Annotated in this window: 14 protein-coding genes; 13 read left to right on the top strand and 1 reads right to left on the bottom strand. The window is 40.2% G+C overall.

Going from position 1 to position 12,968, the window contains the following annotated elements; translation table 11 throughout:
- Positions 1-133, bottom strand: a 133-nt coding sequence (locus AC52RT_RS01970) for a XylR N-terminal domain-containing protein (protein WP_495539189.1), incomplete at its 3' end; no start/stop codon positions are given.
- Between the two features lie 269 nt (positions 134-402).
- Between AC52RT_RS01970 and AC52RT_RS01965 the strand changes: the two genes are divergently transcribed.
- The 13 genes from AC52RT_RS01965 to AC52RT_RS01905 all read left to right on the top strand — a co-directional run.
- Entirely contained in the window at positions 403-1,599 is a 1,197-nt protein-coding gene (locus AC52RT_RS01965) for an acyl-CoA dehydrogenase family protein (protein WP_495539188.1), read from the top strand.
- A gap of 98 nt (positions 1,600-1,697) precedes the next feature.
- Positions 1,698-2,648 (top strand): VOC family protein, encoded by a 951-nt coding sequence (locus tag AC52RT_RS01960; protein ID WP_495539187.1) that lies wholly within the window; start codon positions 1,698-1,700, stop codon positions 2,646-2,648.
- A gap of 15 nt (positions 2,649-2,663) precedes the next feature.
- Positions 2,664-3,518 (top strand): alpha/beta fold hydrolase, encoded by an 855-nt coding sequence (locus AC52RT_RS01955; protein ID WP_495539186.1) that lies wholly within the window; start codon positions 2,664-2,666, stop codon positions 3,516-3,518.
- 43 nt (positions 3,519-3,561) lie between these two features.
- Entirely contained in the window at positions 3,562-5,085 is a 1,524-nt protein-coding gene (gene tcuA, locus AC52RT_RS01950) for an FAD-dependent tricarballylate dehydrogenase TcuA (RefSeq protein WP_495539185.1), read from the top strand.
- On the top strand, positions 5,082-5,939 hold the full coding sequence (locus AC52RT_RS01945; RefSeq protein ID WP_475598439.1) for an alpha/beta fold hydrolase: 858 nt from the start codon (positions 5,082-5,084) through the stop codon (positions 5,937-5,939). The genes tcuA and AC52RT_RS01945 overlap by 4 nt, the downstream gene beginning before the upstream one ends.
- 28 nt (positions 5,940-5,967) lie before the next feature.
- Positions 5,968-7,173: an acyl-CoA dehydrogenase family protein gene (locus tag AC52RT_RS01940; RefSeq protein ID WP_475598440.1), complete on the top strand. Its 1,206-nt coding sequence runs from the start codon at positions 5,968-5,970 to the stop codon at positions 7,171-7,173.
- A gap of 25 nt (positions 7,174-7,198) precedes the next feature.
- Complete coding sequence (locus tag AC52RT_RS01935) at positions 7,199-8,152, top strand: VOC family protein (protein ID WP_495539184.1); 954 nt, start codon at positions 7,199-7,201, stop codon at positions 8,150-8,152.
- Positions 8,153-8,167: 15 nt separating this feature from the next.
- The gene (locus AC52RT_RS01930) at positions 8,168-8,638 is read left to right on the top strand and encodes a flavin reductase family protein (RefSeq protein WP_475598442.1); all 471 of its coding nucleotides are present in this window, start codon (positions 8,168-8,170) and stop codon (positions 8,636-8,638) included.
- Between the two features lie 13 nt (positions 8,639-8,651).
- Positions 8,652-9,422, top strand: a complete 771-nt coding sequence (locus tag AC52RT_RS01925; RefSeq protein ID WP_475598443.1) for a 2-keto-4-pentenoate hydratase — start codon at positions 8,652-8,654, stop codon at positions 9,420-9,422.
- Positions 9,423-9,431: 9 nt separating this feature from the next.
- Positions 9,432-10,319 carry an acetaldehyde dehydrogenase (acetylating) gene (locus tag AC52RT_RS01920; protein WP_475598444.1) on the top strand — a complete coding sequence of 296 codons (888 nt, stop codon included), beginning with the start codon at positions 9,432-9,434 and terminating at the stop codon, positions 10,317-10,319.
- Positions 10,316-11,320 (top strand): 4-hydroxy-2-oxovalerate aldolase, encoded by a 1,005-nt coding sequence (gene dmpG / locus AC52RT_RS01915; RefSeq protein ID WP_495539183.1) that lies wholly within the window; start codon positions 10,316-10,318, stop codon positions 11,318-11,320. The genes AC52RT_RS01920 and dmpG overlap by 4 nt, the downstream gene beginning before the upstream one ends.
- Positions 11,321-11,412: 92 nt before the next feature.
- The gene (locus AC52RT_RS01910) at positions 11,413-12,366 is read left to right on the top strand and encodes an SMP-30/gluconolactonase/LRE family protein (RefSeq protein ID WP_495539182.1); all 954 of its coding nucleotides are present in this window, start codon (positions 11,413-11,415) and stop codon (positions 12,364-12,366) included.
- Between the two features lie 139 nt (positions 12,367-12,505).
- On the top strand, positions 12,506-12,968 hold a 463-nt coding region (locus AC52RT_RS01905), incomplete at its 3' end, for a VOC family protein (RefSeq protein ID WP_495539181.1).

The following is a 12,968-nucleotide window of genomic DNA, read 5'->3' as shown; positions in this document are numbered from 1 at the left end:
TCCACCCATAACGTTGTAAGAATGTTTTGGCATGTTCTAACCCTAATGTTTCAATTAATTCTTTCCGTAATAAACCAATCGTTGTTGTTGTTGTAAAAAGCTCTTTCTCTGTATGGATTGAGTTAGTTGTCAAGCGAATCGCCTCCTTATATCAATCAAATAAAAGCGCTTACATATATGTTAACAGACTTTCCTGAAATTATAAGAAATATAGAAAAAATAACAAAAAAAGAATAACCTGCAATAAATATAGAGTGAAAATCACATTATTGAAAGCTTACGGGAGGGAGATTTCAATAATATTTATCGAAAATCCACTAGAAAATTCAATTCATTTAATCAGTCTTTTACGAAAGTAGGTTTGATAAATTAGAGATACATTTCAATTAAGGAGTTGAACATATGAAAACCATTTTAAAAGAAACAGATAAAGATCTTATTATAAAAGCGAGAAATATAGCTAACGATGTTCGAAACCGTGCAAAAGAAACAGAAGAAATTCGTAAAATACCGGATGCAACCATCAACCAATTAAAAGACCATCATATTTTCAAAATGCTTCGTCCGAAACAGTATGGTGGACTTGAAGTCAATATCCAAACATATAGCCAAGTTATTGTTGAACTTTCAAAAGCATGTGCATCGACCGGATGGGTTGCTTCTTTATGTGCCATTCGGGAAATGATGGTTGCGGAATCATTTAATGAAAAAGCGCATAATGAGATTTTCACCGATGGCGATGATGTATTGTTTGCCGGCGTTTATGAACCGCGGTCCTGTGAAGTGAAAAAAGTGGATGGTGGTTACCTGGTTGAAGAAGGACACTGGATGTTCTGTTCTGGGTCAATGCATGCAACATGGGGATATTTTGGGATGTATTTAAAAAATGCACAAGGAGAGATTGAAGAGCAATTATTAGTGACGGTTCCCTTTAATGAGCTGGAAATTGAAGACGACTGGCATACGTTGGGACTGCGGGGTACTGGCAGTAATGCTGTTCATATGAAGAATGTCTTTATACCAGACCACAGGTGTACCTCCTTTGTGGATGTGTTAAACGGAAGCTTTCAATCAGATCATTTGCGTGATATCCCTTTGTTTCATTCAGCCTTATTCCCATGCTTAATCTTATCACTTGGATTACCGGGATTAGGCGTTGTAAAAGAAATGCTTGAACGTTTTCACGCTGGATTGCCCTATCGGACAGCACAGCATATGGGAGTGAAGATGATAAAAGATGCGGCAAGCACTCATTCTTTAATTGCGGAAGCCACATTAAAAATGGAGACAGCAGAATTGTATTTGATGAATATTGCCAGCAAAATTGATGAATGGGCTGAAAAGAAGGTAATCATGCCTGGGGAAGAGAGATTAAAAGTACTGGCAGATATCGGCTATAGCAATAAATTATTGCATGAAGCTGTTCAGCAGATTCTGGCAGCGAGTGGATCGGGGTATGTATATGACGCAAGTCCAATGCAGCGATTGATTCGGGATTTTATGACATTACATTCTCATCGGTCATTATCACCAGTTATCACACTGGAGAACTTTGGACGCCAGCTAGTTGGCTTAGAGCCAAATGCTGTGCGATATTAAGTAAATTTTATCGGAAAATAGCCGATTCTTAGCGAACTTTTTCTATAGTTTAGCCGTCAATCGTTATTTAAGATAAAAAGAGGGGAAGGAAATCTATCTTGAAACCACAAATAGCCCAATTGGGTTATATTGCTCTTGAATCATCGGATATTGAAAAATCTGTTGCATTTTTTCAGAAAGTCATTGGCTTAGAGCTAACTGAAAAGGTAGAAGAACACTATTATTTCAGAGCTTGGGGAGATTTCCAGCACCATACCTTATCGATATCGCCTGGTACAAAAGGACGGGTGACATATATTAGCTTCCGTACAAAACGCTCAGAAGATGTGGATTTGTTTGCTAAGCAATTAAGCAAAAAAGGCTATGAAATAGAGTATCGGGATGAAAGAACGACACCAGGCATCGGCAAAGCAATCCGCTTTACCGCTGCATCGGGACATAGGGTGGAACTATATTATGATGTTCAAAAGATAGAGGTGGACGAACATCGTCGTTCTGTTTTGAAGAATCAAGTATATAAATCATGGGCAGTTGGCATTTCCCCTAGAAGGTTGGATCATATCAATATTCATACATCTGTACCTGGGAATGCAGGTTATGAATTCTTTGTAGAGGAACTAGGGTTTCGCATTAATGAATGTGTTGAAACGACGGAAGGTAAATTATTGGCGGGCTGGATGAGTGTAACCCCTCTGGTACATGATGTTGCTTTAGTAGCACATGAATCATTGGAGACGACCGCTCGTTTTCATCATATCTCCTACTGGTTAGATAGTTCAGGAGATTTATTGAGGGCAGCCGATATTCTCAAAGAAAATGGTCTGGAATTCATCGGTCCTGGTAAACACAGTATTTCTCAGGCGATTTATTTATATGTGATTGATCCGGGAAGCGGTTGTAGAGTTGAATTGTTTACTGGAGGATATCTGATATTTGAACCAGACTGGGAAACGGTTGTTTGGCGCCCAGAAGAACGAGCTTTTGGCAATACGTATTGGGGAGATAGCATCACGGGGAATCCATTAATTATTCCAACTATTGAGGCGTGAAGGAGGCATGATCAAATGACCACGACAAAGAATGAAACAATTACATCTAAAAAGGTAAGAACAGGCAATTACACGACGTGGATCAATGAAGCAGGAAAAGGAAACGAAGAAACGATTTTATTTTTACACGGATCAGGACCAGGGGTTACGTCACTGGCTAACTGGAGTTATGCATTACAGGATTGCGCAGAATCTTTCTATTGTCTAGCACCTGATTTATATGGATTTGCTCAAAGTGATCATCCGGATGAACCGTTAAAAAATCGTCAAATGTGGATGGATTGCTGGATTGAGCAAATCATGGAACTGCTCGATCATTACGAATTAGAGAAGGTACATGTTGTTGGTAACTCATTAGGATGTTCTATCGCCTTGGAACTACTGTTAGAACACCCTGAACGATTTGACCAGGTTGTCTTAATGGGACCAGGAGGAACACCAAATACAAAGATAAGTCTTGAACTGGCACGTGCTAAATCATTTTATGATAATCCATCGAAAAAACGACTTCAGCAAATCATGGGATGGTTCGTTTATGATCATGAAGCAATGCAGCCTATAATTAATGACTTAACTGACTCACGATTTGAAAATGCGATGCGTGAAGAAGTGCGCCGTTCCAATAATTCGATTTTCTCGACGGCTGCGGTACCGATTCCAACCGTTGCATTAAGAAGAATAAAGAATCAGATTTTATTGGTGCATGGACGGGATGATAAGGTATGTTCTATAGAATCAAGCTACTATTTATTGGATCATTTAGATGAAGCACAGCTTCATGTTTTCAGCAAATGTGGTCATTGGACCCAAATTGAAAAGAAAGACCAATTCAATCATTTGATACAGCAATTTTTCAAGGGCATTATATAAAACTCTTATTAAAGCGCTTACAAAAATGTATAGGAGTGAATAAATGAACGAGGTAACAGACATTGTAGTCGTTGGGGCTGGCAATGCTGCATTATGTGCTGCTATTCGGGCTGCAGAAAAAGGCTCACGTGTAATGGTTTTGGAAATATCCTCTGAGGAAGAAAAAGGAGGAAACACGGCATATACACATGGTTCGATCCGTTTTGCATACAAGAATGGCAGCCAAGTAAGAACTCTCTTATCAGAGATGACAGACCTAGAATTTGAGATGACAGAGTTCGGAACCTATACGAAGGATCAATTTTTTGATGACTTATGCCGAATGTCAAATTATCGGACAGATTATGATTTGGCGTCTATCATGACGAAGAAAAGTTATGAAACCGTTCAATGGCTTACCGAACATCATGTTAAGTGGATTCCGATTTACGGAAGGCAAGCATATAAAATAAACGGCAAGTTTGTATTTTGGGGCGGTATGGTTATGGAAGCTGTTGGGGGCGGCAAAGGTTTAGTAGAGTTTCTTCATAAAGAAGCTAAGCGTCTAGGTGTAACAATCCATTATAATACGGCAGCGGTAGATCTTGTTACTGCCAATCGGACAATAAAAGGAATTATCGTTCGCTCGAATGGAAAGGAACGCATAATAGATTGCCAGGCTGTTATCCTGGCATCAGGCGGTTTCCATGCCAATATCGAAATGCGAACAAAATACTTAGGAGCCGGCTGGGATACCGTGCATACCAGAGGGTGTAAATATAATGTTGGTGACGGCTTGCGTATGGCTATTTCACTGGGTGCACGCACAACGGGTAATTGGTCTGGGGCGCATGCTGTCTGTGGTGATCGCTACTTACCAGATTATAAGGAAGGCTTTCAAAAATTAAGTTTTCCATTTGGCATTATGGTCAACAAAAATGGCCAGCGTTTCATGGATGAGGGAGCTGATTTCCGTAATTATATTTATGCGAAAGTAGGTCGTGAAATTTTAAAGCAACCTGATCAGTGTGCATGGCAAGTATATGATGCAAAGACCAAACCTTTTTTACGGGAGGAATACAATGGCCGTCATGTTACAAAGGTGACAGCCAACACGCTCGAGGAATTAGCTGAAAAGATAGAGGGCATCGATGTTAAGAATTTTTTGCGAGAAATCGAGACATATAATGCTGCGGTTGACCGGAATGTTCCATTTAATCCAAATCAGTTAGATGGAAAGAAGACTACTGGCCTTCCTATACCTAAGTCTAATTGGGCTAATCCATTGGATGAAGGACCCTATGAAGCATACGAGGTTACATGTGGCATCACCTTTACGTATGGTGGATTGAAAATTAATAAAAGGGCTCAGGTCATACACAATGATTGGACGCCAATTGATGGACTATATGCAGCAGGAGAAATAGTGGGCGGGCTTTATTATGATAATTATCCTGGAGGGGCTGGGTTAACTTCAGGTGCTGTATTCGGCAAAATTGCTGGGGAACAAGCGAGTTTGTACAGTTCGCAACAAAAAAACAGAGTGGAGAATGGAATTAATACCGTTCTACGAGGAGGATATTCATGACAATTGAACAAAGAAAAATAAAAACTGGGAATTATGAAACTTCTTTCTATGAGGGCGGTTCGCGCAATAAAGAAGCCGTCATTTTAATTCACGGTTCGGGACCAGGAGCGAATGCAAAAGCAAACTGGCAGCAGGTATTAGAAGATTATGCGGAAGAGTTCCATGTCATTGCCCCTGACCTAGTTGGGTTTGGAGATACGGATCATCCGGAAGTATATCCTGAAAACGGCGTCCAATGGATGTCAATGCGGATTAAACAAATTTTAGATTTAATGGATGCATTAAAGATTGAGAAGGCAAATTTAATTGGGAATTCACTTGGCGGCGTCGTTTCCATGTACTTAAATATGCAAGCACCAGAACGCTTCAACAAAATTGTCCTGATGGGTGCAGGTGTATTGTTAAAGGAACCAACACCAGAACTCATGAAATTATCTAACTTTCATCTTGATCCGAGTAAAGAGAACTTACGTAATCTCCTAAGCTGGTTTGTTTATGATATTGATAGAATGAAAGATTTTGTTGATCAGGTGGTAGAGGATCGGTTTGAAATGTTTCAGCGGCCAGAGATTTTCCGCTCCTATCGTGAAAACTTCACTAAATCATCTTTAACTGAAATGTTGATTCCGCAGACAGCTTTAGAACGAATGGAAAATGAGTTTCTATTGATTCATGGATTTTATGACCGTTTTGTACCGCTCAAAAGCAGCCTTTACGCACTAGAATATCTGCCAAATGCAGAACTGCGCGTCTTCAAAAAATGTGGTCATTGGGCAATGATTGAACAGCGTGAGGAATTTTTACACGCAACCAAACATTTTTTCACAAAGGATAAAACACGCGTGAAATTATAGGAAAATTCAAAAAATAGAGGGTGATCTTATGAGTGAAACAATCGTAAAGCGGGAAATCAGTGATGTGTTAATTGAAAAGGCTCGTACACTACAAAAACAATTGCGTGATACAACACTTGAAATTGACCAAACAAGCCATATACCTGAAGAAATAATCCAGGCGATTCGGGATAATGGATTATTGAAAATCCTTCGCCCGAAAATGTTTGGGGGCTATGAAACAGATATGCGGACATATTTCGAGGTCGTTACGGAAATTAGCCGTGGAAATCCATCAGCTGGTTGGTTTGTGTCGTTAAGTAATATCCGTGATTACATGATTTCTTATGCCTTTGGCCGGGAGGCGCTGAATGAGATCTTTGGCCAAAATCATGATCAAGAAATCATTTTGGCTGGAAACTTTAAACCGATTCGCATTGATATTGAAAAGGTGGATGGTGGCTATTTAATTAAGGATGCACAATGGCCATTTGTATCTGGTTCCCCATATGCAGATTGGTTCTATTTTGGGGCACCAGTTGATGATGGTAATGGTGGCATGGAAATGGCCATTATCGTCATTCCTAGGAAAGATGTGGAAGTTTTGGATGACTGGAATGTAATTGGGTTACGTGGGTCTGGCAGTAATAGTGTAGTTGTCAAGGAGATATTTGTTCCCGATTATCGCGTGTCTTTAGACCGATTGGCACAGAAAGGACACTATATTATAGAAGAATTGCAGGACAATCCGTTATACCGGACTCCGTTTGTTCCGTCCTTAACTTTATCAATCGCTGCTCCTGCTTTAGGGATTGCCCAAGGCGGATTTGATTTACATATGGAGCGTGTTCGAAAAGCCGGTATTGGGAACACATTCTATTCTAAAATGAGCGATGCGGCTGTTACGCACTTACAAATTTCGGAGATTGATATGAAACTGGAATGTGCCAGAATGCTATTTAGACAAGCCATTAATGATTTGGATGACTATTCAACACGTGGACAGGATTTCACACAGAAAGAGAGCATACGGATAAAAGCTGTGTTTGGATATGCAAATCAGCAATGTAAAGAAGCTTATGATCTCATGCTGGCAGGGGCAGGTTCCATATTCTCTTATAATAATAATGTCTTTCAAACATTCTATCGCGACTTTATTTCCATGCATTTGCATGGCTTCATCACACCATCAAGCTTAATGGAGACATATGGCCGTGTGATGTGTGATCTTGAACCCAATACGTATTTTGCATAATCAAATAAATAGGAGGGGTTAGAAAATGAGTAAACCAGAAATCGCAAAACTGGGGCATTTTGGATTGGTGAGCACAGATTTAGAAAAATCGCTATGGTTCTTTAAGGAAGTTATAGGTTTGGAAGAAACGGAAGTAGCAGATGGTGTGCATTATTTGCGAGCATGGGGTGACTTTGAACACCATACATTAACGATTCGAGCGGGAGAAGAATCATGTTTGGATCATATTGCCTGGCGTACAAAACGCAAAGAAGATGTGGAGCTGTTTGCAGATCAATTACAAAGGGATGGAATGACAATAGATTGGATGGAAGAAGGAACGGAGAGAGGGCAAGGAAAAGCATTCCGTTTCAAACTCCCTAGCAATCATACATTTGAAATCTATTATGATATGGAAAAAACGCTAGCCTCGCCTGAAACACGTTCCGTTTTGAAAAATCAAACACATAAGTCGTGGAACAGAGGAGTGTCACCTCGAAGAATTGACCATGTCAATTTATTAAGCTCACTACCAGCCAACGATCTTGCGGGTTTTATGCAGGAATACCTAGGGTTCAATCTGCGTGAGTATGTGGAAGCGCCAGATGGAAGCTATGTAGGTGCCTGGTTAAGTGTAACCCCGCTGGTTCATGATATAGCCATTAGCTTTGACCCTAATGCGTCTTCTACACATGAGGTTCATCATATTGCCTACTGGCTGGATAATGCCCAGGATCTTTTGCGAGCTGCCGATATTTTAAAAGAAAATGGAATCTATTTCAAAGGACCAGGCAAGCATGGAATTTCTCAGGCCATGTATATTTATGCCATTGATCCAGGCAGTGGTGTAAGATTGGAAATTTTCACAAATGGTTATCTCATATTCGAACCAGATTGGGAGCCGATTCGCTGGACTATTGATGAAATGGATATTGGGTTCACTTATTGGGGAGACCAAATGGATGCAAAAACAGAAAATAATCCAACCATTAAAGCATAAAAGGAGGGGTACTTAATGGATGATCGTTTATTCCGAACGGCAATGAGTAAGTTTGCTACAGGTGTTACTGTCATTACAACAGAACATGAAGGACAAGCTCATGGGATGACTGCCAATGCTTTTATGTCTGTTTCCCTTCAACCTAAATTGATTGTTATCTCAATTGGGGAAAGAGCACGCTGCTTGAATAAAATCCGTGAAAGCAAAGTATTTGCGGTAAACATTTTGGCAGAGGATCAACAGGACTACTCCATGATCTTCGCTGGACAAAAGAAAGATGGCATCCACATTGAATTTGATAGATTAGCTGATGTTCCGGTATTAAGGAATGCATTAGCACAGATAAGCTGTGAAGTGACCTCGGAGTATGTGGAGGGAGATCATACATTATTTATTGGAAAAGTACGTGACATCAAGATAGAGGATAAAGAACCCCTATTATTCTTTAATGGGCAATACAGAGCGTTGCAGGCTGTATCGGTATAAGGAGGAAATGTAAATGGACATTCACAAGGCAGCATCTGATTTACTTGTCGCTGAACGAACGAAAAATCCAATTGACCCTTTTACATCCTCAACAAACATCTCAGTTGATGATGCTTATCAAATACAGCTGCTGCAAATCGATGAAAAACTAAAGGGTGCCCATTTGGTTGGAATGAAAATAGGTCTAACGAGCAAAGTTATGCAAACGATGTTTAATGTAGATACACCAGATTTTGGTCATATTTTGAACAACATGGTATTTGAAAATAAGGCGAAGGTTTCCGTTTCCCAATTCATTCATCCGAAAGTAGAGTTCGAGTTGGCGTTTATTCTTAATAAAGACTTGAAAGGTCCTGGCATTACTCCTGAGCAAGTTTTGGCAGCAACCGAATCCATTGTCCCAGCAATAGAAATTATTGATAGTCGGATAAAGGATTGGAAATTTAAATTTCAGGACACGGTAGCCGATAATGGTTCTTCTGCGGGGGCTGTTTTGGGAGAGAAAGGTCCTGTGCCATCTTTAGATGATTTAGCGGAAATTCATGTGACGGCCAAAAAGAACGATGTTGTATTTGACGAAGGGATTAGCGGTGCCGTAATGGGAAACCCCGTAAATGCAGTTGCATGGCTGGCCAATATGCTTGCAGAGTATGATATTTCCTTAAAGGAAGGACAGTTTATACTTGCAGGCGCGATAACGGCAGCTGTTCCATTCGAATCTGGTGATGTATTTGAGGTGGATTTTGGTTCCTACGGAATAGTGGAACTATCTTTTACAGATTGAGGTGAGGATATGGAAAAATTAAAAGTAGGAATCATAGGCTCCGGAAATATTGGGACTGATTTAATGTACAAAATAGAACGGTCTGATGCTTTGGAAATGTCCGTTATGATTGGAATTGATTCGGATTCAGAGGGATTGAAGCGAGCTAAAGAACGAGGCTACGTAACGATTGATCAGGGTATTGAAGGGTTAATAGATAGAATGGAATTGGTAGATATCGTCTTTGATGCAACGAGTGCATATGCTCATCATGCCAATTATGAAACTGTTAAAGCTGCAGGGAAGAAAATGATTGATCTAACACCTGCAGCTATCGGCCCATTTACGGTACCAACCGTGAATTTGACGGAACACTTTGACAAAGACAATCTCAATATGGTTACTTGCGGCGGGCAGGCTACGATTCCGATCGTTCACGCCATTGGACGTGTAGTACCGGTAGAGTACGCAGAGATTGTAGCAACAGTATCGAGCAAGAGTGCAGGCCCTGGTACACGGGCGAATATTGATGAATTTACACGGACAACCTCTAAAGCGATTGAAGTTGTAGGAGGTGCCAAGAAGGGCAAAGCTATTATCATTTTAAATCCAGCTGAGCCACCAATCATCATGCGAGATACAGTGCATGCGATTGTTGAAACAACTGGACGGGAAGAGGACATTATCCACTCCATTCAAACGATGGTCAGAGAGGTCCAACAATATGTACCTGGTTATCGGTTGAGAGGTGAACCAATTTTTGAAGAGAATAAAGTGTCTGTATTCCTTGAGGTAGAAGGTGCAGGAGATTTCTTTCCTTCTTATTCCGGTAATTTAGATATCATGACAGCCGCGGCAGCTAGAGTAGCCAATGAATTGGCCAAAAAAATGATGATGCAAGGGGGCGTTAGAACATGAGGAGAGATGTTCATGTGTTAGACGTATCCTTGCGTGATGGAAGCCATTCGATGAAACATGCTTTCACGGTTGAGCAGGTAAAGAGCATTGCAAGAGGGCTCGACCAAGCAAATATAGAGTATTTTGAGGTTGCTCATGGGGATGGTTTAGGCGGATCCAGTCTCCAATATGGATTGTCTGCTGTAGATGAATTAAAACTAATAGAAGCAGCTGCCCAAGAGTGTACAAAAGCAGAAATAGCCGTTTTACTTATTCCTGGTATTGGAATAAAGGATGATTTGAAGGATGCTGTAAATGCCGGTGCAAAAATGGCAAGAATAGCAACCCATGTGACAGAAGCAGATATTGCAGCACAACATATCGCGATGAGCAGAGAATTAGGGTTAAAAACAGCTGGTTTTCTCATGATGGCCCATATGGCGCCAGTAGATCATATTGTGAAACAAGCCCAATTATTTGAGAGCTATGGTGCTGAGCTAGTCTATGTAACAGATTCAGCAGGATATTTGCTGCCTCATCAGGTGACAGAAAGGATTCATGCCCTTAAGGAATCTGTTGGGATAGAAGTTGGCTTCCATGCCCATAATAATTTGTCCTTGGCAATGGCCAATTCCTTAGCTGCAATTGATGCAGGTGCAACGTATATCGATGGTTCATTACGCGCTCTTGGGGCAGGTAGCGGAAATACACAAACAGAAGTATTGATTGCTGTTCTTCAGAGACTGGGAGTTCAAACAGGTGTTGATTTATATAAAGTCATTGATGTTGCGAATCAGATCGTTGCTCCTCTATTACCAAGACCTCAAGAAATATCCGGAGCCAGTCTTATCATGGGATATGCAGGCGTTTATTCAAGCTTCTTATTACACACAGAAAAAGCCGCTCAGCAATTTGGTGTAGACGAGCGGGATATATTAGTTAAATTGGGTGAACTGAAAACAGTTGGCGGGCAAGAAGATTTAATCTATGAAGTTGCTCAAGAATTAATGTTATCAAGATAAATAAAAGAAAAGCTATACAAGATGCAGAAGAATGAAGAGCACATTCGTGTTCTTTTTTCTTTTTCAAAATGGAAAAGGCAGGTGATTCTACTATGGAGAAATGTGGGGGATACCAAGCTGGATATGGTGATGGACCAATTTGGCATGAAGCATATGGGGTCATTTGGCTCGATCGTGCGTTTGAAAAACTCATTACGTTTAATCCAGAAACAGGGCAAGAGAATATCTATGATGCATTAGGTCAAATTATGGCAATCATCCCTACTACAGATGGGCAGTTTATCGGTATATACAAGGATGGTCTATACAAGTTGAATTTTAAACAGAGATTTAAGTCACCCCTTGTACTCCATCAATCGTGGAATGGTATGAATTATTTAAGTGAAGGAAAGTGTGGGCCAGATGGACATATTTGGGCTGGGTCTTCAGACAGTTTTTATAAAAGTTTTAAGGAATCACCACATACAACCAACTCAACATACCCCTTTGCCAATTCAAAACTATACAGTATTGACACGACTGCCAATGTGTTTGTCCAGGCTGATGGAATGGCCTTATCCAAGGGGATGGATTGGGATAGGAGTACGAAGAAATTTTTTCATATAGATTCTGCTAAACATACTATTTATCAGTATCAACTTGAAGAGAAGCAGCGTGTATATTTTGAAAAAGTGGTGTATACCTTTGAAATGTATGAGGGGCATCCTTCTGGCATGGTGATAGATCGAGAGGGGAATATATGGATAGCTCTATATAAAAGCAGCATGGTTGCAGGCTATTCCAAAAAGCCAACTCGCATTGTGTGTATTAATCCGAAAAAAAGACAGGTTATTAAGGAAATAGAATTGCCTGTTACCCATGTTACTTCTTGCACGATTGGCGGGGAAGAAATGGATACTTTATTTATCACGACAGCCTCTGAAACTCTAGCAGCAGAAAAAATGAAACTAGAACCATTTTCTGGTTATTTAATCCAGGTGAAGATTGACGCTAAAGGTGTAGAAAACTATGAATTTGAACTGAATAATAAAAGAGTAAATAGTTAGAATTCGTAATTTTTTTACGGAAAATCGACTGATTTTTAGAAAAATGTCCTGTAGTTATCCTATGGGCTGTTTTGTAAGATTAAGACGAAGTAAAGATACATGCAAATTCATTTAAATATAGCAGGGAGGTAGTCGATATATGAAGCCGGAAATTGCTAAACTCGGGCATGTAACATTAGTAACGAAAGACTTAGAGAAGTCATTATTCTTTTTTAAAGAGATTATTGGTTTAGAAGAAACAGAAGAAATAGATGGCGTTCATTATTTACGAGCCTATAGTGATTTTCAACATCATACGTTGAGTGTTGAAGCGGGTAATAGCGGTTACATTAAACGGATTGGCTGGCGTACAAAAACACGTGAATGCTTGCAAGGATTTAAACAGCTGCTCGGGGATCATCACGTAACCGTAGAAGAATATCCACAAGGAACGACAGCTGGCATTGGGGAATCTATCCGTTTTAAAATGCCGAGTGGTCATACTTTTGAATTATATTACGATGTTGATAAGCCGAAGGCGAGTAATGGTTATGCTTCAGTCTTGAAAAATCAAGTGTATAAATCATGGAGAAAGGGAATTTCTCCGCGCCGGTTCGATCATG

Source organism: Peribacillus sp., from assembly GCF_059453735.1.
This window is presented reverse-complemented; position numbering and strand designations above follow the sequence as displayed.

Excerpts from the sequence above, each read along its gene's own strand:
- AC52RT_RS01965 (WP_495539188.1), top strand. The coding sequence starts at position 403 with ATGAAAACCATTTTAAAAGAAACAGATAAAGATCTTATTATAAAAGCG.
- AC52RT_RS01955 (WP_495539186.1), top strand. The coding sequence starts at position 2,664 with ATGACCACGACAAAGAATGAAACAATTACATCTAAAAAGGTAAGAACA.
- tcuA (WP_495539185.1), top strand. The coding sequence starts at position 3,562 with ATGAACGAGGTAACAGACATTGTAGTCGTTGGGGCTGGCAATGCTGCA.
- AC52RT_RS01945 (WP_475598439.1), top strand. The coding sequence starts at position 5,082 with ATGACAATTGAACAAAGAAAAATAAAAACTGGGAATTATGAAACTTCT.
- AC52RT_RS01940 (WP_475598440.1), top strand. The coding sequence starts at position 5,968 with ATGAGTGAAACAATCGTAAAGCGGGAAATCAGTGATGTGTTAATTGAA.
- AC52RT_RS01935 (WP_495539184.1), top strand. The coding sequence starts at position 7,199 with ATGAGTAAACCAGAAATCGCAAAACTGGGGCATTTTGGATTGGTGAGC.
- AC52RT_RS01930 (WP_475598442.1), top strand. The coding sequence starts at position 8,168 with ATGGATGATCGTTTATTCCGAACGGCAATGAGTAAGTTTGCTACAGGT.
- AC52RT_RS01925 (WP_475598443.1), top strand. The coding sequence starts at position 8,652 with ATGGACATTCACAAGGCAGCATCTGATTTACTTGTCGCTGAACGAACG.
- AC52RT_RS01920 (WP_475598444.1), top strand. The coding sequence starts at position 9,432 with ATGGAAAAATTAAAAGTAGGAATCATAGGCTCCGGAAATATTGGGACT.
- dmpG (WP_495539183.1), top strand. The coding sequence starts at position 10,316 with ATGAGGAGAGATGTTCATGTGTTAGACGTATCCTTGCGTGATGGAAGC.
- AC52RT_RS01910 (WP_495539182.1), top strand. The coding sequence starts at position 11,413 with ATGGAGAAATGTGGGGGATACCAAGCTGGATATGGTGATGGACCAATT.